This is a genomic window from Maricaulis sp., assembly GCF_034670125.1.
Lineage (GTDB): Bacteria > Pseudomonadota > Alphaproteobacteria > Caulobacterales > Maricaulaceae > Maricaulis.
Map to the genome: position 1 here is coordinate 621,920 of NZ_JAXMOC010000001.1, position 22,618 is coordinate 644,537.

23 protein-coding genes are annotated in these 22,618 nt (G+C 62.8%); 12 read left to right on the top strand and 11 right to left on the bottom strand.

Annotated elements, in window-relative coordinates; all coding sequences use genetic code 11:
* Positions 1-25 precede the first annotated feature (25 nt).
* Positions 26-1,051, bottom strand: coding sequence for an aspartate-semialdehyde dehydrogenase (locus tag VOI18_RS02745; protein ID WP_323760875.1), 1,026 nt, complete (start codon positions 1,049-1,051; stop codon positions 26-28).
* A gap of 258 nt (positions 1,052-1,309) precedes the next feature.
* A complete protein-coding gene (locus VOI18_RS02750) occupies positions 1,310-1,603 on the bottom strand; it encodes a hypothetical protein (protein WP_323760876.1) in 294 nt (97 codons plus the stop codon).
* A 368-nt stretch (positions 1,604-1,971) separates the two neighbouring features.
* Between VOI18_RS02750 and VOI18_RS02755 the strand changes: the two genes are divergently transcribed.
* Positions 1,972-2,184 carry a cold-shock protein gene (locus VOI18_RS02755; protein WP_011644798.1) on the top strand — a complete coding sequence of 71 codons (213 nt, stop codon included), beginning with the start codon at positions 1,972-1,974 and terminating at the stop codon, positions 2,182-2,184.
* Positions 2,185-2,285: 101 nt separating this feature from the next.
* On the opposite strand, the gene VOI18_RS02760 is transcribed toward VOI18_RS02755, so the two are convergent.
* Complete coding sequence (locus VOI18_RS02760) at positions 2,286-3,281, bottom strand: glycerophosphodiester phosphodiesterase family protein (protein WP_323760877.1); 996 nt, start codon at positions 3,279-3,281, stop codon at positions 2,286-2,288.
* A 62-nt stretch (positions 3,282-3,343) separates the two neighbouring features.
* On the opposite strand from VOI18_RS02760, the gene VOI18_RS02765 reads away from it, so the two are divergent.
* Complete coding sequence (locus VOI18_RS02765) at positions 3,344-3,868, top strand: hypothetical protein (RefSeq protein ID WP_323760878.1); 525 nt, start codon at positions 3,344-3,346, stop codon at positions 3,866-3,868.
* Between the two features lie 7 nt (positions 3,869-3,875).
* On the opposite strand, the gene VOI18_RS02770 is transcribed toward VOI18_RS02765, so the two are convergent.
* Positions 3,876-4,439 (bottom strand): PilZ domain-containing protein, encoded by a 564-nt coding sequence (locus VOI18_RS02770; RefSeq protein WP_323760879.1) that lies wholly within the window; start codon positions 4,437-4,439, stop codon positions 3,876-3,878.
* Between the two features lie 121 nt (positions 4,440-4,560).
* The gene (locus VOI18_RS02775) at positions 4,561-4,818 is read right to left on the bottom strand and encodes a hypothetical protein (protein WP_323760880.1); all 258 of its coding nucleotides are present in this window, start codon (positions 4,816-4,818) and stop codon (positions 4,561-4,563) included.
* Positions 4,819-4,883: 65 nt separating this feature from the next.
* On the opposite strand from VOI18_RS02775, the gene VOI18_RS02780 reads away from it, so the two are divergent.
* The 3 genes from VOI18_RS02780 to VOI18_RS02790 all read left to right on the top strand — a co-directional run bounded on the left by VOI18_RS02780 (position 4,884) and on the right by VOI18_RS02790 (position 10,739).
* Positions 4,884-6,755, top strand: coding sequence for a sodium:proton antiporter (locus VOI18_RS02780; protein WP_323760881.1), 1,872 nt, complete (start codon positions 4,884-4,886; stop codon positions 6,753-6,755).
* A 298-nt stretch (positions 6,756-7,053) separates the two neighbouring features.
* Entirely contained in the window at positions 7,054-9,063 is a 2,010-nt protein-coding gene (locus VOI18_RS02785) for a PBP1A family penicillin-binding protein (protein WP_323760882.1), read from the top strand.
* Positions 9,064-9,170: 107 nt separating this feature from the next.
* The gene (locus VOI18_RS02790) at positions 9,171-10,739 is read left to right on the top strand and encodes a hypothetical protein (RefSeq protein ID WP_323760883.1); all 1,569 of its coding nucleotides are present in this window, start codon (positions 9,171-9,173) and stop codon (positions 10,737-10,739) included.
* A 73-nt stretch (positions 10,740-10,812) separates the two neighbouring features.
* On the opposite strand, the gene VOI18_RS02795 is transcribed toward VOI18_RS02790, so the two are convergent.
* Together VOI18_RS02795 and VOI18_RS02800 are read right to left on the bottom strand one after the other, a co-directional pair.
* Positions 10,813-12,075: a polyhydroxyalkanoate depolymerase gene (locus tag VOI18_RS02795; protein ID WP_323760884.1), complete on the bottom strand. Its 1,263-nt coding sequence runs from the start codon at positions 12,073-12,075 to the stop codon at positions 10,813-10,815.
* A 46-nt stretch (positions 12,076-12,121) separates the two neighbouring features.
* On the bottom strand, positions 12,122-12,754 hold the full coding sequence (locus VOI18_RS02800; protein ID WP_323760885.1) for an SCO family protein: 633 nt from the start codon (positions 12,752-12,754) through the stop codon (positions 12,122-12,124).
* 148 nt (positions 12,755-12,902) lie between these two features.
* Here VOI18_RS02800 and VOI18_RS02805 point away from each other — a divergent pair, with 148 nt between their 5' ends.
* Both VOI18_RS02805 and VOI18_RS02810 read left to right on the top strand, forming a co-directional pair.
* Positions 12,903-14,228 carry an ActS/PrrB/RegB family redox-sensitive histidine kinase gene (locus tag VOI18_RS02805; protein WP_323760886.1) on the top strand — a complete coding sequence of 442 codons (1,326 nt, stop codon included), beginning with the start codon at positions 12,903-12,905 and terminating at the stop codon, positions 14,226-14,228.
* 37 nt (positions 14,229-14,265) lie between these two features.
* The gene (locus VOI18_RS02810; RefSeq protein ID WP_323760887.1) at positions 14,266-14,817 is read left to right on the top strand and encodes an ActR/PrrA/RegA family redox response regulator transcription factor; all 552 of its coding nucleotides are present in this window, start codon (positions 14,266-14,268) and stop codon (positions 14,815-14,817) included.
* Here the strand turns inward: VOI18_RS02810 and VOI18_RS02815 are convergent.
* Positions 14,814-15,560, bottom strand: a complete 747-nt coding sequence (locus VOI18_RS02815; RefSeq protein ID WP_323760888.1) for a DUF1223 domain-containing protein — start codon at positions 15,558-15,560, stop codon at positions 14,814-14,816. The genes VOI18_RS02810 and VOI18_RS02815 overlap by 4 nt on opposite strands.
* A 77-nt stretch (positions 15,561-15,637) precedes the next feature.
* Positions 15,638-18,313: an aconitate hydratase AcnA gene (gene acnA / locus VOI18_RS02820; RefSeq protein WP_323760889.1), complete on the bottom strand. Its 2,676-nt coding sequence runs from the start codon at positions 18,311-18,313 to the stop codon at positions 15,638-15,640.
* Positions 18,314-18,474: 161 nt separating this feature from the next.
* On the opposite strand from acnA, the gene ccmA reads away from it, so the two are divergent.
* From ccmA to VOI18_RS02845, 5 genes are read left to right on the top strand one after another with little or no spacing between them, the layout of a single operon-like run.
* Complete coding sequence (gene ccmA / locus VOI18_RS02825) at positions 18,475-19,128, top strand: heme ABC exporter ATP-binding protein CcmA (protein ID WP_323760890.1); 654 nt, start codon at positions 18,475-18,477, stop codon at positions 19,126-19,128.
* A complete protein-coding gene (locus tag VOI18_RS02830; RefSeq protein WP_323760891.1) occupies positions 19,125-19,793 on the top strand; it encodes a heme exporter protein CcmB in 669 nt (222 codons plus the stop codon). Before ccmA ends, VOI18_RS02830 begins: the two co-directional genes overlap by 4 nt.
* Positions 19,794-19,846: 53 nt before the next feature.
* Entirely contained in the window at positions 19,847-20,596 is a 750-nt protein-coding gene (gene ccmC, locus VOI18_RS02835) for a heme ABC transporter permease CcmC (RefSeq protein ID WP_323760892.1), read from the top strand.
* A complete protein-coding gene (gene ccmD / locus VOI18_RS02840) occupies positions 20,593-20,748 on the top strand; it encodes a heme exporter protein CcmD (RefSeq protein ID WP_323760893.1) in 156 nt (51 codons plus the stop codon). The genes ccmC and ccmD overlap by 4 nt, the downstream gene beginning before the upstream one ends.
* Positions 20,748-21,254 (top strand): redoxin family protein, encoded by a 507-nt coding sequence (locus tag VOI18_RS02845; protein ID WP_323760996.1) that lies wholly within the window; start codon positions 20,748-20,750, stop codon positions 21,252-21,254. Before ccmD ends, VOI18_RS02845 begins: the two co-directional genes overlap by 1 nt.
* Here VOI18_RS02845 and VOI18_RS02850 read toward each other — a convergent pair.
* Both VOI18_RS02850 and VOI18_RS02855 read right to left on the bottom strand, forming a co-directional pair.
* Positions 21,251-21,868, bottom strand: coding sequence for a MarR family winged helix-turn-helix transcriptional regulator (locus VOI18_RS02850; RefSeq protein WP_323760894.1), 618 nt, complete (start codon positions 21,866-21,868; stop codon positions 21,251-21,253). The two genes, VOI18_RS02845 and VOI18_RS02850, sit on opposite strands and share 4 nt — an antisense overlap.
* Before the next feature lie 84 nt (positions 21,869-21,952).
* Positions 21,953-22,600 (bottom strand): inner membrane-spanning protein YciB, encoded by a 648-nt coding sequence (locus tag VOI18_RS02855; RefSeq protein ID WP_323760895.1) that lies wholly within the window; start codon positions 22,598-22,600, stop codon positions 21,953-21,955.
* Positions 22,601-22,618: the final 18 nt, after the last annotated feature.

The following is a 22,618-nucleotide window of genomic DNA, read 5'->3' on the forward strand; positions in this document are numbered from 1 at the left end:
AGGCCGCCTTGCTCTACCGGCTGGATCAGGCTGACCGTGCCAGCAGCCCCTTGTTGAGCAGGCCCTCGGCGATCTGCACGGCGTTCAGGGCGGCACCCTTGCGCAGATTGTCAGACACGATCCACAACGCGAGGCCGTTGTCGACGGTCGGATCCTCGCGGACGCGGGACACGAATGTGGCGAACTCGCCCACGCATTCGACCGGGGTGATGTATCCCTCGTCTTCACGCTTGTCGATGACCATCAGGCCCGGGCTTTCGCGCAGCAGGTCGCGGGCCTCGCCGGACGACATGGGGGCGTCCAGCTCGAGATGGGCGGCAATCGAGTGACCGACAAAAACCGGAACGCGGGCGCAGGTTGCGAACAGTTTGATCCTGGTGTCGAGAATCTTCTTTGTCTCCACCATCATCTTCCACTCTTCCTTGGTGGAACCGTCTTCCATGAAGTCGTCGATGTGGGGGATCACGTTGAACGCGATCTGCTTGGTGAAGGTCTGAGGCTCAATCGGGTCGTTGACGTAGATACCCTTGGTCTGCGTCCACAGTTCATCCATCGCCGCCTGCCCGCCGCCGGACACCGACTGGTAAGTTGCACAATTGACGCGCTTGATCCCGACGCGGTCATGGATCGGTTTGAGGGCGACCACGAGCTGGATCGTCGAACAATTCGGATTGGCAATGATCCGTTTCTTGCCGACGCCATCTAGCGCATCGAGATTGACCTCGGGAACGACCAGCGGAACGTCCGGGTCCATCCGCCAGGCCGACGAATTGTCGACTACGATGGCGCCCGCCTTGGTGATTTTCGGCGCCCACTCGCGGGACACATCGCCGCCTGCCGACATCAACACCAGATCGACGCTGGAAAAATCGAATGTTTCGGCGTTCTTGCAGCGGAGCGTCCTGTCGCCGTAGGACAGCTCGACGCCCATCGATTTCCGGCTCGCCAGCGCATGCACTTCATCGGCGGGGAACAGGCGCTCCGCCAAAATCGTGAGCATCTCTTTGCCCACCGCACCCGTTGCACCGAAGACTGCGATCTTAACGCCCATTACTCTCGACCTTTCAGTTTGCCCATTGATGGATCCGTGCCGACGAAAGAGGCATTAAACCCGGGGCCGCGCCGTGGCTAGGGAGGATGTCATGGATAGGCGCGCTGATTGGCATTGAATTGTCCCGGAACAGGTATCTGTGCCAATTTTTGGCTCAAGGGTCGTACAGGGACCGCCTCGTTGGAGAAATTGTGCGGCTTGAACGATTTGCCCTGTCTGTCAGCAATCATGCGATCCGGAATGGTCCCAACGGTCCGGTCAAAGCCGCCGCCAGATCCGCCATGCCACAAGCCCAACCAATAGCAAGACGATGATCTCGAGCGCATTCACGCCCAGGAAAACGGGCGTGATCAATCTCTGCATCAAGCCCCACGGTCCGTCATAGATCGTTTCGCCCTGGCGCCAGAAGCCGACATAGACCGCAGCGGCGACCAGCAGGGCGACGCCAAAGAAGGCCAGCCGGATCATGGCCGCCGGGTCGAAGGACCGGCCCGATTCGGCTTGTTTTCGACGATTGCGTCGCGAGCGTTCAAGAAAGCCGCGCCTTGTCATGTTTGATCTCCGGTCAGAGCGTGTGTGACAGGCCGGGCAAGACTGCCGCCAAGGCCTTGGTTGTCTGTGCTCATGGCAACTGCTTCATCCCCCGATTATGGCGCCTCACGCACGCGGTGCCATAGGAGTTTCATTTGCCTTGCACGCGATTTCGTGCGCATAACGGCTTGGACGGGCGGCCGAACTGGCCGGACGGAATACTGATCGCCTACCCGGTGCCCAAGCCATGATTATCATGGCGGAAAGTGACCGGGCCCATAGACTTCAGCCTTCCCCGACTTTCTACGTCCGTAATATCGGTGTCAGGACGCTGGCACTGCACTTATTTTATGCCCGGACGCGGGGCATGCATACCGGGAAGGTTCCCAATGTCTACAGGTGTCGTTAAATTCTTCAACCAGAGCAAGGGCTTTGGCTTTATCACTCCAGATGAGGGCGGCGATGACGTCTTCGTCCACATCTCCGCCGTCCAGGCTTCCGGCCTGCCGGGTCTGAGCGATGGCCAGAAAGTCTCCTTCGAAACCGAGCCGGATCGTCGCGGCAAGGGCCCGAAGGCGGTTGATCTGCAGCTCGCCGACTAAGGCAGACCGGGATCGCAAGATCTGGAGAACGGCGCAGGGCATTCGCTCCGCGCCGTTTTTCTTTGTCCGGATTGGCGTGCCCCGGGGGTCTGTCGTCGGGTCTAGCCGTCCTCAAGTTCTGACCGGACACGGGCGGCGGTCGCAGGAAAGTCGGTAAACACGCCGTCGACGCCCAGGGCGAAAATGCGGCGCAACTCGGTCTCGATATCCACGCTGTCGGTCAGCGGTACATCATCGCGAAATGTCCACGGGTGGACGACCAGGCCGAGCGCGTGAGCGGCGGCGACAAAGCCGGTGTCCAGTCCGTCCTCGGTGATGACAAGGGATTTGGCCGGCCCGACTCCGTCCGCAAACGCGGCGGCATCACGCAGTGAAACCGTCGGCGTCAGTGGATCGGCCTCCGGATCAAGTTCCATCATCGGGAATACCAGCATCAAGAGGGGTGTTTCGACCTCGTTGTTGAGACGGGCCAGGAAGTCTGGCTCGAAACACTGGATCGCGGTGGTGGCGTCGGCCGTGTCGAGGCCACGCTCCCGCAGGACCCGGACCAGCTCAGGCAACGGGTCCAGCCCGATCGCGGCGAAATGCCCGGGAGCCTTTATTTCCGCTTCCGTCCGGGCGCCGTGCTCAGCTGCCAGGTCGAGCACGTCTTCAAAGGTCGGCACCCGATAGCGGTCATTGTGTGATTGATCACGCTGGGGCCAGGGTTGCCGGGCCCGGAGCGTGCGGATTTCGGCGAGCGTGAAGTCTTCGACCCACCAATCGGTTCGTTCGCCCTGAGTCCGACGCCGGTCAGCGAATTCCGGATGGTCGGCAATATCGGTTGTGGTCGACAGGTAATGGTCGTGCCGCACAACCAGGACGCCATCCGCGGTCATGACAAGATCGGGCTCGATGACATCGGCCCCTTGCTCAAGGGCAAGGGTGTAGCCCTCGATGGTGTGCTCGGGGCGGTCCCCACTGGCGCCGCGGTGGGCGATCACGAGTGGCGCGTCACCGTCAAGCGTGTTCCAGACATGGGGCGGGGCTGACTCGTCGACCGCGGAACAGGCCGCCAGCGCGACCAGAATGCCAACACTCATAAAGATTTGTCGCAAGACCCTCTCCCGTTTCCAGCGCAAGCACACTAGCCTGAGCCGCTAGCACGCGGGAGTGACAAATGAGCGACAGGACCCGATTTGACGACCTGGCTGACGCCGCCGAGCGATATGGCGGTTGTTCGCTGGACAATTATGCGGTGATCCGGTCGGTCGCCGAGAATATATCGACTGGGTTCTGTCGCTTTCTCGGTGCCAAGGGCGAGGTGTGTGTCCATCTCGTGCCGCCGCAAGGCGCCTGGACGCCCCGACCTTACCGGTCAGGCGCATTCTCGGTGTCCGGCAAGGGTTTCCTGCCTTTGGGAGCGATCGCGTTCGGGTTGGCCGTGAAGGTCTCTCGTACAGGCGACTGGACACGGCTGGTGCTGACCTGTGCGAAAAAGGGCCAGCATGTCGAAATGGCGATCGCCAACGGACCAGTTTTTGATCTGGACCTGCCACTCGGAGACGCGCCATTGCGGGGCGTCTATGAGCGCCTTCACACCCACTTGATCGCCTGGTTCAGTGATCAGGCCGACCTGTACGAGAATGGTGATTATGGCGGTCGGTCGATCGGTTTCGAGTTGATTCACGCCGAGCAGGAGTAGGCCGTGCCTACATGTGATCCTGCAACAGGAAGCGGACCGCAAACTGGCCACCCCTTGATTTGATGACGGTGCACGGCATGTCGCCGATTTCGACGGATTCACCATCGAGCGGTGCACGGTCGGCCTCGAAGCAGGCGCCGTCCACCGACATGCGAACCAGCCTGGCCGCCAGTGTCGAGCCGTCCCCGCACCGGACCACCGCCTCTGGTTCAGTCGAGGGCGTGCCGTCCACGATTGCCAGCCGGGCCCGGCCGCTCCGCAACGCCAGCGTCTTGGCCAGTTCGCGGGGCTGGCTGCGACCGATAAACTGGATCGCGAACTGACCATCGCGTGACCAAACGGTATTGCCCTGGAATGTGCCGAGCGCCGGGACATTGAGTGAAACCTGGGTTCCGGTCTCGGGGGGGTGCGAGGCGGCGGCCCGGATCCCGCCCGGTGCGATATCAAGGATGAAACAGGCCGTCGCCGAGGCTGATCGGGCTCCGAATGTTCCGGGTAGCCGCATCGCGACCCGGTTGGTTGAACGTCGCTCTTGGGTGGAGGCGTTTTGGTCAAGCGCGCTTTCCGCCATTGGGGTATCCGATCCTGCTGACAGTGTTGTGCCCGTATCAACTGTCCGCCGGAATGGTTACCCGAAGCTGACGAGGTCGGATGTGGCCGTGAATAAAATATGAGCGCACGTTCTGGTTGACCTAGGGGGTCGGTATCGCGGGAAAGCCGAGCCCGGTCGAGGCAAGCTGACCGAGTGCACCGACGCCCAGGGCGCTACCGCCTCCAACCAAGCCGCCGACTGCAAGCGTGGCCAACTTCCGGCGTACGATGAATGCAACCACCCACCGCGAAGCCGCCAAGAATTTGGGCGGACCGAGGAGTGCGAGCGGGCCGGCGATACCGACCGCCGTCAGAAAGGATATGATGGCCAATTGGGCCTCGTGCGGATATGCGTCCATTGGAGCCTCCCAGGGCATGTCGCCTGCGGGGCGACGAGCGGAACGAAACGCGCTAACACCACGCCATGATAGAGACCGGACCTGACCTCACCCTGACCATTGCACTCATTGCCGGTTCAGGTGTCGCTGCCCAATGGCTCGCCTGGCGCCTGCGTTGGCCGTCCATCGTTCTCATGATGGGCGCAGGCTTGATCCTCGGTCCGATTTGGGCCGTCGTGGCGGGGGCACCCCTTGTTCACCCGACGGCGGCATTCGGGGATTATCTTCGGCCGATGATCGCCCTGGCAGTGGCCGTGATCCTGTTTGAGGGTGGCATCACCCTGAATTTCCGCGAACTCCGTGACGCTTCCGGACCGGTCCGACGCATGGTCCTGCTCGGCTTTCCGCTTGGCTGGGCCGGCGCGGTACTCGCCCTGCATTATGTGGCCGGCCTGGCGTGGGATCTGTCCGCCATGATCGGCGCCTTGCTGACGACCACCGGGCCCACCGTCGTCCTGCCGCTGCTGCGGCAGGCAAAACTGCCATCCCGCATCGCCTCGGTCCTCAAGTGGGAAGGCATCGTCAACGACCCGATCGGGGCGCTCTCGGCGGTTCTGGTCTTCGAGGCGATCCGGCAGACCGCGCTTGGCCAGGACTGGGTCCAGGCCGGTATGGCCCTGGCGCTCGGGGCCTTGATTGGTGGCGTGCTCGGCTTCGCATTCGGTGCCGGCCTGTCACGGGCCTTCCGGCGTGGCTGGGTTCCCGAACCCATGAAGGCGCCACTGGTGCTGGCAGCGGTTCTGGTCTGTTTTTCGGTTGCCGATGCCCTCGCAAATGAAACGGGTCTGGTTGCCGTTACCCTGTTCGGCCTCGTGGTCGCCAATTCACGCTTGGCTTCAATCGAGGAAATGCGCCGGTTCAAGGAGGGGATTGCATCGATCCTGGTGGCCAGCGTCTTTGTCGTCCTCGCAGCAGACCTGGCACCGTCTGACCTGCTCGCCCTCAATGGCTGGCATCTGGCCTTTGTCGCGGTCTTTATCCTGCTGGTCAGGCCCGTCACAGTGGCCTTGGCGACCTGGGGCTCCGGGCTGGATCTGAAGGAAACCGTCTTTGTCGGGATTGTCGGTCCGCGCGGCGTTGTGGCGGCAGCCGCCGCCGGGCACCTGGCGGCCAGCCTGATCGAGGTTGGCCGGGATGATGCCGCGATCCTCGCGCCGCTCGTGTTCGCCACCATCTTCATCAGCGTGTTTGGCTGCGGTTTTGCGGTTGCGCCGCTGGCCCGACTGCTGGGGCTGTCACAGACCGGGCCGGAGCGGTTGCTCATTGTTGGCGCAAATCCGTGGAGCCTCGGTTTCGCCGATGCCCTCAAGAAGGCAGAGATACCCGTCACAATTGCCGATACCAGTTGGCGGCGACTTCGCGCGGCACGTCTGGCAGGCCATGAAATCCACTACGGTGAAGTGTTGTCCGAGGCCGCCGACTGGCAACTCGAGATCGCTCGATTTTCGGCATTGCTCGCGGCCTCGCCGAACGATGCCTACAACGCGCTGGTCTGTATCGGATATGGCCCGGAGCTCGGGCGCAGCCGGGTATTCCAGCTGTCAGGTTTTGACGGTCCCGCCGATGCTGAAAAGGTCGAGGATGATCCGCGCGCGATTGCCTACACGGCGCGTGGCCGAACCCTGATCCGGCGTGGCCGCGGTTATGATGGTCTGGCCCGGGATTGGTGGCAGGGCTGGCGATTCCGGAATACCAAGCTCTCTGACACTTATGATCTCGTGACCTATCTTGAAGAAGCCGGGGACGCTCCGGATCTTGTCATGGCCCGCCTGCCCAATGGCACATTCCACCTGTTGGGTGCCGGCCGTGAACCGCCCGCTCAGCCCGGGACAGTCCTGATCCGCTTTGCGCCGCCGGGAACGGCCCGCTTGAATCCGGATATTGATCAGTCGTCGTAAGGCTGGGCGCCGCCCGGAGGGGCCGCTCCGCAATAGGGCCAGTTGTCAGCATTGGGGTCGCCATGCGGACAAACGGAGTCGGTGCCTTCATAGATCGCGATACAGCCTGAAAGACTGGCCGCGCCCAGAAGCACAGCAAGGACTAGAAGTGAACGCTTGACTGACATGATGGTGCCCCTCTTCGGTCATATCGTGCAGCCAGGCTGGCCCGAGCGCAAGCGTTTAGGGACGCGCTTTCATGGGGAATTAACCCTGCCGGGCGCAGATGGACCTCCCGGTTTTGCGACGAGGATCGAGCATGGCCCGCCGGCCCGAAAAATCACAGGCGGCACAGCGCGCCCGGTCGGCGGCTCCGTCGCGCCGCAGCAAGACCCCGATACGGCGCAAGCGGGCGGCCCGCGGCTTCCCATGGTTCCGCACGGCGGTGAGCCTGTTCATCATTGGCTCGCTGGTTGTGGCTGGGTGGCTGGTGTCGATCGCGCGCGATCTGCCGGACACGAGTGGCCTGCAGGCGATCGAACGCACGGCAACGATCACCTTTCTGGATCAGGATGGCGCGCTGATCGCCCGTCGTGGTTCGGCGCATGGTCATGAAGTGACTATCGACAACCTCCCGCCCTATCTGGTCGACGCCGTGCTGGCAGTGGAAGACCGGCGGTTCTACAGCCACCCGGGAATCGACATCATCGGGCTGGGTCGTGCGATGGTCGCCAATCTTCGGGCCGGCCGCGTGGTCCAGGGCGGGTCCACACTGACCCAGCAGCTCGCCAAGAACCTGTTCCTGTCGCCGGAGCGCACCCTGCGCCGAAAGGTGCAGGAAATGATGCTGGCCTTCTGGCTGGAAAGCCGTTTCAGCAAGGACGAAATTCTCGAGCTCTATCTCAACCGGGTCTATTTTGGCGGCGGGGCCTACGGGGTCGAAGCGGCCTCGTTGCGCTATTTTTCGCGGTCGGCGAGTGATCTGGGGCTGGGAGAGGCAGCGTTGCTGGCTGGCCTGTTGAAGGCGCCGTCGCGCTACAGCCCGGTCAATGACGCCCAGCGCGCCGCGGCCCGTGCCACGGTCGTGCTGGACCTGATGACCCAGACGGGCCGGATCACCGAGGCCGAGCGGATCGAGGCCGCCCGTACGCCGATCCGGGTGTCACGCGGCGCGTCCAGTCAGGGCGCGCAGTACTTCATCGACTGGGCCGCCGAGCAGGTTCGCGGGATTGCTGGGCTGGATCATGGCGACCTGGTCGTCCACACAACCCTTGATGTCGACGCCCAACGCGCTGCCGAGGCGGCGGTCAGCGCCGTTCTTGATGATACCGGTCAGGCGTCTGGAGCAGGCGAGGGGGCGCTGGTTTCGCTGGCCTATGACGGCGCTGTGCGGGCCATGGTCGGGGGACGGTCCTATGCGCGTTCCCAGTTCAATCGGGCGATCCTGGCCCGGCGGCAACCGGGCTCGGCTTTCAAACCTTTCGTCTATGCCTCGGCATTTGAAGCCGGGCTGTCGCCGGAAGACAGGCGCAATGATGCCCCCGTACGGATCGGTGACTGGGCACCTCAGAACTATAATGACGAGTATCGCGGCGAAATGAGCCTGCGAGAAGGATTCATCCGGTCATCGAATTCCATTGCGGTCCAGATCGCCGAAGAGACCGGACGGGGATATGTGGCTCGCCTGGCCCGACGGATGGGCATTGAAAGCCCGATGCGGGTCGACCGGTCGCTGGCCTTGGGCGTGTTTGAAGTCACGCCGATCGAGCTGGCTTCGGCGTATGCACCGTTCGCCAATGGCGGCGTGCGGGCCCACGCCTACGGAATCGACCGGATCGAGACCTCGACCGGAGACCTGGTATTCGCGGTTCCGGCGAGCGAGTCAGAACTGGTACTGGACGCGCGAACCGGGGCGCGGATGCGCGACCTCTTCGTCAGCAATGTCCGGCAGGGCACGGGGCGTCGCGCGGCGGTCTCCGGCCTGACTGTCGGCGGCAAGACCGGCACCACCAATGATTTTCGCGACGCCTGGTTCGCCGGGTTTGACGGCCAGCTGGTGACGGTCGTCTGGACCGGAAATGATGACAACTCGCCGACTGACCGGGCGACAGGCGGTGGGCCACCTGCCCGGATATTCCAGGCCTATCTGGCGGCTGCGCCCCGGGACGGGCTAGCGGCGCGGATCGATCCGGTCGCGGCACGCATTGCCCAGCTTCCGCAGGTGGCCTCCGACAGTGCCATTATGCCCGACCCGGTTGCCCCGGAACCGGAACCGACGGCGGAAGATCCGATCGGTGCCTTCCTGTCAGGTCTGGGGGGACGCGACTGACACGGAATCCCCCCAAAAATAGCGGCAGGAATCAGCGACGTGTCGCTTTTGCGGTGTTAAACTCCTCGTTGAGGGAATTGAAAACACCGATCCAAAAGGGGGTCATAATGAGATACAATCTGCTTACTGCTGCGGCTGCCGCCAGCGTTGTCGTTTACATGTTGCCGGCGGGCAGTGTGGAAGCCCAGAGCCGCGCTGCGGCCGAGGCCGCCCTGATCCGGATGGGCCTTGATGGCTCCCATGAGTCGATCAGCTTCGAGAGCGCCGACTACCGCAGCGGCCGCTACACGCTGAATGATGTGACATTCTCGGACGTCAGTGACGGAGATGCCGACTCGGCGGACGAAATGCGTGCGGACCGGATGGTCTTTGAAGCGCTTCGTCTCGATTCCGATGGTGAGGTCCTGTTTGATGGCCTGGCGCTGGAAGGCATTTCCGGGACGGACAGTGAAGACGGAACCTTGTTCCGGCTGGACCGGATCAGTCTCGATGGTCCGAATGCCGCGTTGACCATCGATTTTGGTCGCTCCGTTGCCGGCGAAACTGATGATGATTACGAGCCGGCCTGGAACACCTACGAGTTCGAAGGTTTCAGCATTGACGGGTTGACCGGCAGCGGAGACGCCGAGTCCGGCGCATTCGAATTCAGCCTCGCGCGTCTGGTGATCGAGAACTATACCCGCGTCGAGCTGGGCCGCATGGCCATGCTGGGCTTCGCCTTCTCCGGCTTCGACGACAGTGGCGATGCCATCACGATGAATATGGGTGAAGTGTCCCTGGTCGGATTCCAGACGCAAGCCTATGCCGACATGATGGACGCAGCGGCGGCTGGTGCGGACGATGATGCTGTCGCACAGGCCTACTATCAGAGCGCATTCCTGTCGCCGCTCGACGTTTATGACAGCTTCGCCATCCGCGATATTCTGGTCGAAGCATCGGGTGTCCATTTCTCGATGGACCACTTTACCGCTGCGATGGAACGGTCTGGATCGCGCATCACCAGTACGGCGGAGCTTGGCTCGGCCATGCTGATTCCGGATCCCTCCAAACCGGGCGGCGCGCAGCTCGCGATGGGACTTGGCATGCTCGGCTATGAGCAGCTTGAGCTCCGCATGGCGGCGAACTCGATCTACGACGAGGATACCGGACGCGCCTATTCGACCGGAGAGAACTTTGTCGAGCTGACTGATGGCCTGCGCATTGAAATGGGTCAGGATGTCTCAGGCTATGATGTCTACCTCGAGAGCCTGCCTGATACGATGGCCATGCTGGGTGCAGTGGACGAGTCTGACAGTGAGGCTCAGATGGACGCGATGGTCCGGATGATGGCGCCGCTGATGATCAACAACGTGTCAATGCGTCTGGTTGACTTGTCGATCCTTGACCGGGCTCTCGAGGCCGGCGCGGCGACACAGGGTGTCAGCAAGGAAGAGTTGCGCGTCCAGGCTGGCGCGATGCTCGGAATGGGCCTGATGGCCGCGCCGCCGGAAATTCCGCGCCCGGTCCTGGCTCAATTGTCGACCGCACTGACCAATTTCATCAATCAGGGTGGCAGCCTGACCATTGACATGACCCCGCCCGCTCCCCTGAGCATAGGGGACATGTTGGTCGATATCGAGGCCGGTGCCTTTGACTACAACGCACTCGGTCTGACCATTACATCGGAAGCGCCCTGATCCAGGGCAACGACCAAAAGAATGGCGCCGCCCGGCTCGGGCGGCGCCTTTTTTCTGCGAGATGCCTGCGGGACTAGCGGGTCGCGAGTGCGGCCGTCCCTGTTTCGTCCATGAAGGCCTTCATCCGAGGCGCAATCTCTTCGCGAAAGCGGCGCCCGTTGAACACGCCATAATGGCCAACCGAAGGCTGTACCCAGTCTTGCTGGAGCGCATCGGGAAGGTTGCCACACAAGGTGTGGGCCGCCTGAGTCTGCCCGATCCCGGATATGTCGTCATTCTCACCTTCGACCGTCAGGAGAGCGATGTCGGTGATGGCCGACGGGTCGACAATGCGGTCGCCATGCGTCTGTGTGCCGCGTGCCAGCTTGTGTTCCTGGAAGACGTCCGTGATCGTCTGCAGGTAGAACTCTTCAGACAGGTCCATTACGGCGAGATACTCGTCGTAGAAGGTCCGGTGTTTTTCGGCGCTGTCCCCGTCGCCGTCGACCAGATGGGTATAGAAGTTCCAGTGCGCGTCGACATGACGGTCCAGATTCATGTTCATGAAGCCGGCCAATTGAAGAAATCCCGGATAAACGCGGCGGAAGGCGCCCGGATTGGGGGCCGGCACCGTATGGATCAAATTGCTGGCAAACCAGTCGAACGGTTTCTCTTCGGCCAGCTTGTTCGGAACCGTCGGCGACAGGCGGGTATCGATCGGCGATCCCATGAATGTCATTGAAGCCGGTCTGTTCGGATCGGCATCCTCCGCCATCATCGCGATGGCCGCCAGGGTGGGCGGACCCGGCTGACAGACCGCAACAACGTGCAGGTCAGGCCCGAGAAGGCTGATCATCTCGCGGATATAGCTGGTAAAATCATCAAGGTTGAAGCGGCCGTCCGTGACCGGCACCGAGCGGGCATCCTGCCAGTCCGTGATGTAGACCTCGCTGTCCGGCAAAAAGGCCTCGACCGTCCCGCGCAGCAGGGTGGCATAGTGGCCCGACATCGGCGCGACAAACAGCACCTTCCGGTCGGGCGCATCGCCGCGAGCCGCAATCAGTGCGTCCTGGTCGCGCTCAAAATGGAGCAGCGAGCACCAGGGCTTGGTCCAGATGACTTTTTCGCTGACGCCGACCTGGGCGCCATTGATTTCGATCCGGTCGATCATCCACTCCGGCTTGGCGTAGCGCCGGGTGACAGCCTCGAACAGCTCCGCGGCGGCGGCCATCGTGCGACCGGCCATGGTGTCGGCAACGGGGTTCATCGGCGAGCGCATCATCTGACGCGTGGCGTTGGCCGCGGCCCGCCACGGGGTCATCGCCATGCGGTTGAACTCATAGACGCTGTAAAGCATGTGCTCTCCTCGTGCTGGCGCCAGACGCCAACACTGTTCCGGACAACTATCCGGGGTTTTCCTCAAGGAAGTCTTGCAGGCGGGTCGCGACCTCGACCGGGTCCGCGCCCGGCCGGAAAACATCCACGAACACGCCGTCCCCATCCATCAGGTAGATGAAGGACGAATGATCCATCAGGTAATCGCCGCTGCCGGCGTCTTCAGCGCGCTGGTAGACGACGCGATAGGCACGGGCTGCCGCCGCGATCTGCTCTTCGGTTCCGGTCAGGCCGACCAGGCCGTCCGGAAAGGCGGGTGAGGAGACATAGCGCGCCATTTGCTCGACCGTGTCCCGCTCGGGGTCGAAACTGATCAGGATAGGCTGGATGCGGGCCCGTTCGTCAGCGCTCAGCTGGTCCATTGCGGCGGCCATGATCTGCAGCGAAAACGGGCAGGCGTCCGGGCAATAGGTATAGCCGAAATAGATCAGCATGAGCTTTCCGGAATAGGTCTCGTGGGTGACCGGTGTGCCGGTTTGGTCAATCAGCTCGAACGGTCCGCCAATTTGCGCTTCCCCGCTTGTGCGGACAGCACCACGCCGCACCTGCTGCGAGTCGTCTTCCATCAGGAATTGCGTGAAGAAAGCGATCAACAGAACGGTCGGTGCGGCGATGAGAAGCCAAAGCAGTGGGCGCGGCATTGTCACTCCTGGGAGGTCCGGCGCGATCTATCCGCGCGCGGACGAAGCATGTTAGTCCAAACACATCGGTTTGCTGCGTGTGCGAAGGTAGGGCCAAGACCGCCGCCTGTCCATCGCGGCACGCGGTCACGCTTGCGGGAGGTTCGGCATGGCGATTGAGAATGATTGGGACCCCTATGGTGCCGACGCCCACCTGACCCCGGTTTTTGGCCGCTTGCGGCTGAGGACCTTGGTGATGCTGCGCTGGCTCGCCGTTGGCGGTCAGACCATAACCATACTGGTTGTCCACTTCATAGCCGGGTTCGAGCTGCCGATCGGCCTGTGTCTGGGCGTCATTTTGCTCAGCGCCCTAGTCAATACCTGGCTCAACCTGGCGGTCCCGCCGCAGAAGTTCGCCCGCGACTGGGAAGCGTTCGGGCAGCTGGGATATGATGTCCTGCAAATGTGCGCCCTGCTGATGCTGACGGGCGGATTGCAGAATCCCTTTGTTGTGATGCTGGCGGCACCCATCATCATCGCCGTCGCTGCCCTGCCGCCGCGATGGTCGAGCGGCGTGGCCGCGATTGCTGTTGCCGGAACGGGCGCCATGTGGCTGTGGAGCCTGCCGCTCCCCTGGTTTGACGGGGCCAGCCTGGACTTGCCTGGCATGTATGTTTTCGGTCTGTGGGCGGCGATCTTCATCGCCGTGGCGTTCACCGCGGTCTATTCCTGGCGCGTCAGCCATGAGGGCAAACGGATGGCGACGGCGCTCGCTGCGACCCAGAGCGTGTTGTCACGGGAGCAGAGGCTGTCAGCGCTCGGTGCCCTGTCCGCCGCAGCGGCGCATGAGCTGGGAACGCCGTTGGCGACGATCCAGCTGACCGCCAAGGAAATGCTGCGTGAGATTGACGCCGGCACGCCGCTTGGCGAGGACGCGGAGCTCCTTGTGACCCAGGCCCGCCGTTGCCGCGACATACTGAAGCGTCTCGGGGAGGTGCAGGAGGCGTCGGACGCCCGCCATGACCGGATCGAACTGCTCGCAGCCCTGGAAGAAGCCAGCGCGCCGCTGCGGGGCCTTGGTCCTGTTGTGACCGTTCAGTTGGGAGCCGGGACCGACGATGAACCACCGGTGTTGCGACGCATTCCGGAGCTCCTCTACGGAATTGGCAACTTCATCGAGAATTCGGTCGATTTCGCCGTCTCCCGCGTTGTTGTGGAGGGGCGTTGGGACCTGACCAACATTTATGTCCGTGTCATGGATGACGGGCCCGGTTTCTCCTCCGACATCTTGTCAAAAATCGGAGAGCCCTATGTTACAACCCGATCGGGAACACCCGGCCAAGGTGGGCTTGGCCTGGGGGTTTTCATCGCCAAGACCATGATCGAGAAAACCGGTGGTGTGGTGCACTTCGACAATGCGCCGGCACCGGGCGGCGCGATCGTCTCCATCCGCTGGCCGCGCAAACAGGTGGAGACGCAGCACTCGGTGAGCTAGATAGTGAGTCACCATCGGATTTTGCGAGGACCGACGCGTGAGCGAGACCGAATACGAACTGCCAGACGACAAATCCCTTCTCATCCTGGATGACGATGCTCCGTTTCGCACCCGGCTCGGGCGCGCCATGACCGGTCGCGGGTTTATTGTTTCCGCTGTCGCGAGCGTCGACGAAGCCAAGGAGGTGGCGCGGTCCAACCCGCCAGCCTTCGCTGTGCTGGATCTGCGTCTTCAGGATGGCGACGGTCTCGATGTGGTGAAAGCGCTTCACGCCTCTCGCGCGGATTGCCGGGTCGTGATGCTTACCGGATATGGCAATATCGCCACCGCCGTGGCCGCGGTGAAGGCGGGCGCTGTCGACTACCTGTCCAAACCGGCCGATGCGGACGACATCATCAAGGCGTTGCTGGCTCATCCGGAAGACAAGCCGGAACCGCCGGAAAACCCGATGTCAGCGGACCGGGTCCGCTGGGAGCACATCCAGCGTGTGTTCGAACTTTGTGATCACAATGTCTCGGAAACCGCGCGCCGCCTGAACATGCACCGCCGCACCCTGCAGCGCATTCTCGCGAAGCGCGCGCCGCGCTAGCGGGTTGCAGCCGAGCTGGGTGCCACGCGGGCATAGCCGTAGACAGGGCCGCCATTGGCTCCCTGTACGATCGCGACGGTACCGTAGTGGCGAAAGCTCTCGCCCGTGAATGTGGTCGACCCGCCTGACCAATTCCCCAAATACGTCAGGCTCTTCACCATGTTGTAGTGAAGCATGTCGAGTCCCTCGTTTTCGCCGGAGCGGACGGAAACAGAGGCCCAGCCGGGGGCGTAGGCGATAAGCCAGACATCAAGCACGTCTTCCGGGGCGTTGCCATCAAGCGTGACCTGAAATGACCCGAACGGTCCGTCGGCGATGGTGATCACCGGGCTGCCGGGCATGGCGGTCAGTCGCGCCTCGACCGCATTGGCGACGGCATCCTGCTCCCATCCCGGTGCGTCCGTGACGCCATCGACCACGAAATGGGGGGTGTAGAGACGCGGCACATCGAGCCGTGGCAGGTAGGTGCGCTGGCGCTGGACATATTCCGGACGCGCATAGGTGTCGGTCCAGCCATACATGTCCCAATAGGACACCGCATAGGCGAGGACAAACACATTGTCGCGCTGGTCGAGTTCGCCGAGATAGCGATTGGCTTCCGGACACAAACCGCAGCCCTGGCTGGTGAAAAGCTCAACCAGGACCGGGCGCTCGTCGTCCGAGCCGACTTCATCGCTCGCGTTCGAGGCCGATATTGTGGCCCATCCGAGTGCGGACAGGAAAAGTGCGAACAACCATTTCATGGATCTAGATAAGCATGCCCGCCCGCATCATCCAATCAATTGGACGTGACGCGGGCGGGAGCTTGATGGCCGACGCCTTACGAAGCGGCGAGATTGCGCAGCACGTAGTGCAGGATGCCGCCATGGCGGAAGTATTCCAGCTCGTTCTCGGTATCGATCCGGGCGCGGGCCGGGGCCGTCTTCACGGTGCCGTCCGGGAAGGTGATCGACACGGTCATCACGGCACGCGGCTCGAGCGCCTCGATGCCGAGGATGGTGACGGTCTCGTCCCCGGTCATGCCCAGGGCCTCCCAGCTGGCGCCATCCTCGAACTGAAGTGGCAGAACGCCCATGCCGATCAGGTTGGAGCGGTGGATACGCTCGAAGCTCTCGGCGATCACGGCCTTGACGCCCAGCAGGCGGGTGCCCTTTGCGGCCCAGTCACGCGAGGACCCCGTGCCGTATTCCTTGCCACCGAACACGACCAACGGGGTGCCTTCGGCCTGGTGATCCATGCAGGCCTCGAAGATATCAACCTGCTTGCCGTCCTTGAGCGTGTAACCGCCCTCGACGCCGTCCAGCATCTTGTTCTTGATGCGGATATTGGCGAACGTCCCGCGCATCATCACTTCGTGATTGCCGCGGCGAGAGCCGTAGGAGTTGAACTCCAGAACCGGAACCTGACGGTCCTGCAGGTAGCGACCCGCCGGGCTGTCGGCCTTGATCGAACCGGCCGGAGAAATGTGGTCGGTGGTGATCGAGTCGCCGAACAGGCCCATGATCTTTGCGTTGACGACATCGCCCGGGCTTTCCGGATCCATCGTCATGCCTTCGAAATAGGGCGGGTTCTGCACATAGGTCGAGGTGTGGTCCCAGGCATAGGTCAGGCCGCCAGAGACTTCGATGCCGCCCCAGGCGTCATCGCCCTTGAAGACGTCGGCATAGCGTTTGGCGAACATGTCCGGGGTCACCGAGGTGCGGACGACCTCGGCAATCTCGGCCGAGCTTGGCCAGATATCCTTGAGATAGACATCATTGCCGTCCTGGTCCTGGCCCAGCGGATCGGTGACCAGATTGACCTTCATCGAACCGGCCAGGGCATAGGCGACGACCAGCGGCGGCGACGCCAGATAGTTGGCGCGCACATCCGGCGAGATCCGGCCTTCGAAATTGCGATTGCCCGACAGAACGGACGTCGCCACGAGATCATTCTCGTTGATGGTCTTGGAGATCGCCGGCGGCAGCGGGCCCGAATTGCCGATACAGGTGGTGCACCCATAGCCAACGAGATCGAAGCCGAGGGCATCCAGATCGTCATTGAGGCCGGCACGCAGCAGATAGTCGGTCACAACCTGCGAACCCGGAGCCAGCGAGGTCTTCACCCAGGGCTTGGTCTTGAGGCCCTTGGCCACCGCATTGCGGGCCAGCAGGCCGGCGCCGAGCATGACAGAGGGGTTGGATGTGTTGGTGCACGAGGTGATGGCCGCAATCGCGACATCGCCATTGGTGAAGGCAAAGTCCTCACCTGCGACCGGGGCTGACTTGTCCAGCTCGTCGCCCTTGCCGTACTCGCTCTCCATGATGCGGGAGAAGCCGGCGGCGGCGTTGGACAGTTCGATCCAGTCTTGCGGACGCTTCGGACCGGACACTGCGGGAACCACTTCCGACATGTCGAGGTGCAGCGTGTCGGTAAAGACCGGGTCGGCGTCGTATTCGGGACGGAACATGCCTTGCGCCTTGGAGTAGGCTTCCACGAGGGCGACGCGCTTGTCGTCGCGACCGGTAGCCTTGAGATAGGCCAGCGTCTCGTTGTCGACCGGGAAGAAGCCGCAGGTCGCGCCATATTCCGGGGCCATGTTGGCGATCGTGGCTTCATCTTCCAGCGAAAGATGGTCGAGGCCGGTGCCGTAGAATTCCACGAACTTGCCGACAACGCCCTTTTTACGGAGCATTTCGACCACTTTCAGGACCAGGTCGGTCGCGGTCGCGCCTTCGGGAAGTTTGCCGGTCAGTTCAAAGCCGATGACTTCCGGGATCAGCATCGAGACCGGCTGACCGAGCATGGCGGCCTCGGCCTCGATACCACCAACACCCCAGCCCAGAACGGCGAGGCCGTTGATCATGGTGGTGTGGCTGTCGGTGCCGACACAGGTGTCCGGATAGGCGATGGTTTCGCCGTTCTCGTCCTTGGTCCAGACGGCCTGGGCGAGGTTTTCCAGATTGACCTGGTGGATGATGCCGGTTCCAGGCGGGACAACGCGGAAATTGTCAAACGCCTTGGCGCCCCATTTGAGGAATTTGTAGCGCTCGCCATTGCGCTCGTATTCGCGTTCGACATTCTTGGCGAAGCTGTTGGCCTGACCGAAATTATCGACCATGACCGAGTGGTCGATCACGAGGTCGACCGGAACCTGCGGGTTGATGCGGTCCGGGTCTGCACCGAGCTTGGTCGCGGCGTCGCGCATGGCGGCCAGGTCGACCACAGCCGGCACGCCGGTGAAGTCCTGCATGACCACGCGGGCCGGGCGATAGGCGATCTCATGGGTCGATTTGCGGGTCGTCAGCCATTCGGCCATCGCCTCGATATCGGCCTTGGTGACGGTCTTGCCGTCTTCAAAGCGAAGCAGGTTTTCCAGAAGCACTTTCAGCGAGCCCGGCAGTCGGGACACCCCGGCCAACCCGTTCGCCTCGGCGACCTTCAGGTCATAATAGGCATAGGTCTCACCGGCAGCGGTGAGGGTGCGTTTGCAGGAAAAACTGTCGAGAGAGGCCATATGGGTCGTCCTCATGGGGTCAGGGGTGAAATACCCGGTGGGGAGGTCGGCCGCAGTTTACGGCCACATGTTTTGGCGGGTTTTAGCCGGACATTCGGTTTGCTGCAATGCGGCGTTGCGCGCGTTGACGGATGGGGTGCGGTCAGGCGACATGCAAGGTGATGCTGACCACGACCGCAATATTCCCTGACTTGCCGGCCTTTCGACCCGAGAAAACACGGGTTTCCGGCCTGTCATTGAGCCGTGGCGACCTCACGTTGGTCCGCGATTTCAGCCTTGATCTGGGTCCGGGCGAGGCCGTGCTGATGAGCGGCCCCAATGGGACGGGGAAGACCACGCTCCTGCGGGCGATCGCCGGATTCGTTCGTCCTGATGAGGGCCGGGTCAGTTTCGGCGCAGGTCCTGAGCCGGCCAGTTCCGCTGATTGTGTCGCCTGGTTGGGCCATGCTGACGGCCTCAAATCCGTCGAAACGCCGCGCCAGGCGCTGCGTTTCTGGGCGCAGATGGGCGGTCAGGGCCGCAGCGCGATCCTGCCACTGTTGCGCGCGATGGCCATTGAAAGCCTGATTGACAGGCCGGTCAGTCGTCTGTCGCGCGGCCAACAGCGGCGTTGTGCTCTGGTGCGGGTCGCCCTGGCCAACCGGCCGGTCTGGCTGCTGGACGAACCGGCCGGCCCGCTTGATGGCGGTGGCCGGACGCGCTTGGCTGACCTTGTCGCCTGGCATCGTTCACGCGGCGGCAGTGTGATCGCAGCGACCCATCAGTTATTGGACTGGTCCGACGCCCGACGGATCGATCTGGGAGCCCATCGATGAGCGCCCTTGGTGCCATTCTTGCCCGCGAGGCCCGATTGGCCTGGGCAGGCGGCGGTGGTCCGGCCGGCCCCGCGGCATTCTTTCTTGGCGCGATTACCCTCGCTCCGCTGGCGATCGGGCCGGCCGCAGATTTGCTGGTCGCGGTGGGGCCCGGCATCATGGGGTTTGCTGCCTTGCTGTCCGTCCTGCAGTCGGCGGACCGCCTGTTTGGCGATGATCATGTCGATGGCACCGCCGAGCTCTACCTCCTGAGCGGCGTATCGCTGCCCGGGCTCGTCCTGGCCAAAGTCCTGGGCCAGGCGAGCGCGACGCTGTGGCCCTTGCCGGTTATCGGCCTGTTTGGTGCCTTGATGTATGGCGTCCCCGTGTTGCCGGCGTGTGTGGGAGCCCTGGCCCTGCTGGCGGCCATCCCGGCCCTGTCCTTGATTGCGGGTTTCGCCGGTGCCCTGGCGGCGGGCGTCCGGCGCAGTGGCTTGCTGATTGCGCTGATCGCGACACCGATGATGGTGCCGGTCCTGATATTTGCCGCCGGTGCAGGGCGGTCGGCCCTTGCCGGTGATGAGCGGGCGTTGGCCAACCTGCTCCTGACAATCGCCGTATCGCTCGCGACAGCGGCACTGGCCCCGTTCGGTATTGTCGCGGCGGTGCGAAGCCGGATGGGTTGATGGAAAATCGGTCGCAGTTGCCCGTCGGGCGGCGGCACAGTAAGTGAGCTGACATGCTGTCCTATTTCTCCAACCCGCAACGTTTCGACCGGCTGGCCCGGACCCTGATACCGGTCTTCGGTAGCCTGACGGTGGTCTTGTTGGGGGTCGGGGGCTGGCTGGCCCTGCTCGGGTCGCCGCCCGACTACCAGCAGGGCGAGACGATCCGGATCATGTATGTGCACGTTCCGGCCGCCTATATGGCAATGGCCCTCTATGCCGCACTGGCCGTGGCCAGCTTCGTCTATTTTGTCTGGCGACATGCGTTGGCCGACACCGCGGCAGAGATCATCGCGCCCATCGGTGCCCTGTTCACTGTGCTCGCCCTGTTCACCGGGTCACTCTGGGGCAAGCCGATGTGGGGAACGTGGTGGGAATGGGATGCGCGGATGACGTCGGTGCTCGTTCTTCTGCTTGTCTATCTGGGCTATATGGCGTTGCGGGCCGCACTTGAGGATGCCCAGCAGGCCGCCCGCACCGGCGCTGTGCTGGCGATGGCCGGGATCGTCAATCTGGTGATTGTGAAGTTCTCGGTCGATTGGTGGTCCAGCCTGCACCAGCCAGCCTCGCTCATCCGTCTGGATGGTCCGACCATCCACGCCAGTCAGCTTTGGCCCCTGGTGATCATGATCCTGGCCTATTCCTTCCTGGCCGGTTGGCTGGTGCTTTACCGCTTGCGCAGCCAGGCGCTCCGGCGTCGGGCGCGAGCCCTGCAGCGTCAACGAGACCAGGCGGCCCGGCAGCGCGAAGAGGCCGTGTCATGAGCGATTTTCTTGCCATGGGTGGCTATGCAGCTTTCGTGTGGCCAACCTGGGGCCTGTCCTTTCTCGTTCTGGTCGGGTTGGTGGCTCATGCGCTGGTCGAGCGCCGGGAGGCGCGGGAGGCGTTGCGCCGGCTGGAAGAGGACGAGGCGTGATGCAGGTGGTCCGGATCGCAGCCTGGCTGGCCCTGATCGGTCTGATCGCGGCGCTGGGGTGGCGGTTTTACGATGACCGAAGCGCACCGGCGCCAACGCCCATGCCGGCCCTCTCCCTGACGGTGCTGGAAGGTCGTGACAGTTTTGACCCGGCCTCTGTTGACGGTGTTTGGCTGCTCAATGTGTGGGGCAGCTGGTGCGCGCCCTGTCACGCCGAACACCCGGTTCTGATGGCGTTGCGCAGCGAGGGGCTCGCAATCTACGGACTGAACTGGCGGGACACGCCCGAGGCGGCCAATCAGTTTCTCGACGCGCTGGGTGATCCGTTTGTTGCCGTCATGCAGGATGACAACAACCTGTCCATGCAAGCCTTGGGAATTGGCGGGGCCCCTGAAACGCTGGTCATTGCCAATGGTGAGATCTTGGCCCGGTGGCCAGGCCCGCTCACTGCGGATGCCTTGCGGCAAGTGATCTATCCGGCACTGGACCGGGCGGCGCGGGATTAAGCGCGGCTGGACGCGGCACCGTCGACGGCCGCCTTTTTCGATTTCCGGGCCGCTTTCTTGGCTCGGGCCTTGGATTTCTCCTTGGCCTTTTCCTTGGCCTTCTTCTTGGCCTTCTTCTTTTTTTCCTTGGCCTTCTTCTTGGCCTGCTTGGCTGCTTCCTCGCCCTTCTCCAGGGTTTCGGCAATCCGGCGCAGGGTCTCGAGGAAGCTCGCCCTCTTGTTCTTTGGGAGCGCTGACAGGATCGCCTTGTCGGCGTCCATCGCGCCGCGTGTCGCCGCGTCGAGCAGGTCACGGCCGTCGCTGGTCAGTTTGACGGCATAGGCGCGGGCATCATCGGCGAGCTTTTCGCGTTCGAGGAGCCCGTTCTTGACCATACGGGCGACCAGCTCAGCGAGCGTGGAGCGATCGATTCCGGTCGATTTGACCAGCTGGGTCTGGGTCAGGCCTTCTTCTTCGGCGGTCGCGTGAAGGACAGCGAACTGGCGCTGGGTGAGCTTGGCGCCGGCCATGGCCTTGGTAAAGCGTTCGGCTGCGAACTGCTGCGCCCGGTGAAGCAGGTGGCCGGGCGACTCCGCAAGATGGAATCCCTTGGTGTCGTGCTTGTCGTGCGCCATGACCGCCCCTGGCTGTTCGGGAATTCATCCTAAGGCGGATTTATAACGCGGAAATGACAAATGTCCGAGCACGGAGTGTCGGTGTCAGGCCTCGGGATCCGCAGGGGTTTTCGGCTGGTTCTTGAGGATAAGCGGCATCTGTGATGCGGCAAACAACACCGACAAGACCATCACGCCCAGCTTGGCGTTCGACCAGAAAGACTCGCTGAGTTCCAGAGTCGCGAACCATCGGGCGCTCTCCGGAACAACGCTGTCCGTGATGTGGCGCCACATGACTTCGTTGAGAAAGGCCAGGAACTGGAACCAGAGCGCCCAGCGGATCGCCAGCAGCGTCCAGGCCTGGTCGGTCAGTTCGAAGATGTGCTTGAAAAAGACTTTCCAGATATTATGGCCGAAAGCGAGGCTGACGAGGACCATATAGGACAGGAAGAGATTGATGATGGTCGGCTTGGCGTAGATGAAGATCGGGTCCTGCAGGAAAATCCCCAAGGCACCGAAGAACAGCACGATGATGGTCGTAAAGACGAGCATGGGTGGAATGCGTTTTTCGATGCGGATCGACATCGCCAGCGCAATCGTCGCGGCGATCATGTAGGCGCCCGTCCCGATGTAGATCGCCTGATCGGCAGCAAACATGCGGGCGACATTGTAGACAATGATCCAAACCCCTATCGGGCCGGCATCGATGAGGAGGCGCGAGCTTTGCTCGGACGTTTTCTGGGTCTGGGCCACGGGCGGCTCCTCGGTTGC

Excerpts from the sequence above, each read along its gene's own strand:
- VOI18_RS02775 (WP_323760880.1), bottom strand. The coding sequence starts at position 4,818 with ATGGACGCATATCCGCACGAGGCCCAATTGGCCATCATATCCTTTCTG.
- VOI18_RS02745 (WP_323760875.1), bottom strand. The coding sequence starts at position 1,051 with ATGGGCGTTAAGATCGCAGTCTTCGGTGCAACGGGTGCGGTGGGCAAA.
- ccmC (WP_323760892.1), top strand. The coding sequence starts at position 19,847 with ATGCTGTCCTATTTCTCCAACCCGCAACGTTTCGACCGGCTGGCCCGG.
- VOI18_RS02850 (WP_323760894.1), bottom strand. The coding sequence starts at position 21,868 with ATGGCGCACGACAAGCACGACACCAAGGGATTCCATCTTGCGGAGTCG.
- VOI18_RS02785 (WP_323760882.1), top strand. The coding sequence starts at position 7,054 with ATGGCCCGCCGGCCCGAAAAATCACAGGCGGCACAGCGCGCCCGGTCG.
- VOI18_RS02765 (WP_323760878.1), top strand. The coding sequence starts at position 3,344 with ATGAGCGACAGGACCCGATTTGACGACCTGGCTGACGCCGCCGAGCGA.
- VOI18_RS02800 (WP_323760885.1), bottom strand. The coding sequence starts at position 12,754 with ATGCCGCGCCCACTGCTTTGGCTTCTCATCGCCGCACCGACCGTTCTG.
- VOI18_RS02795 (WP_323760884.1), bottom strand. The coding sequence starts at position 12,075 with ATGCTTTACAGCGTCTATGAGTTCAACCGCATGGCGATGACCCCGTGG.
- VOI18_RS02755 (WP_011644798.1), top strand. The coding sequence starts at position 1,972 with ATGTCTACAGGTGTCGTTAAATTCTTCAACCAGAGCAAGGGCTTTGGC.
- VOI18_RS02830 (WP_323760891.1), top strand. The coding sequence starts at position 19,125 with ATGAGCGCCCTTGGTGCCATTCTTGCCCGCGAGGCCCGATTGGCCTGG.
- VOI18_RS02790 (WP_323760883.1), top strand. The coding sequence starts at position 9,171 with ATGAGATACAATCTGCTTACTGCTGCGGCTGCCGCCAGCGTTGTCGTT.
- VOI18_RS02805 (WP_323760886.1), top strand. The coding sequence starts at position 12,903 with ATGGCGATTGAGAATGATTGGGACCCCTATGGTGCCGACGCCCACCTG.
- VOI18_RS02780 (WP_323760881.1), top strand. The coding sequence starts at position 4,884 with ATGATAGAGACCGGACCTGACCTCACCCTGACCATTGCACTCATTGCC.
- ccmD (WP_323760893.1), top strand. The coding sequence starts at position 20,593 with ATGAGCGATTTTCTTGCCATGGGTGGCTATGCAGCTTTCGTGTGGCCA.
- VOI18_RS02815 (WP_323760888.1), bottom strand. The coding sequence starts at position 15,560 with ATGAAATGGTTGTTCGCACTTTTCCTGTCCGCACTCGGATGGGCCACA.
- VOI18_RS02845 (WP_323760996.1), top strand. The coding sequence starts at position 20,748 with ATGCAGGTGGTCCGGATCGCAGCCTGGCTGGCCCTGATCGGTCTGATC.
- VOI18_RS02770 (WP_323760879.1), bottom strand. The coding sequence starts at position 4,439 with ATGGCGGAAAGCGCGCTTGACCAAAACGCCTCCACCCAAGAGCGACGT.
- acnA (WP_323760889.1), bottom strand. The coding sequence starts at position 18,313 with ATGGCCTCTCTCGACAGTTTTTCCTGCAAACGCACCCTCACCGCTGCC.
- ccmA (WP_323760890.1), top strand. The coding sequence starts at position 18,475 with ATGCTGACCACGACCGCAATATTCCCTGACTTGCCGGCCTTTCGACCC.
- VOI18_RS02750 (WP_323760876.1), bottom strand. The coding sequence starts at position 1,603 with ATGACAAGGCGCGGCTTTCTTGAACGCTCGCGACGCAATCGTCGAAAA.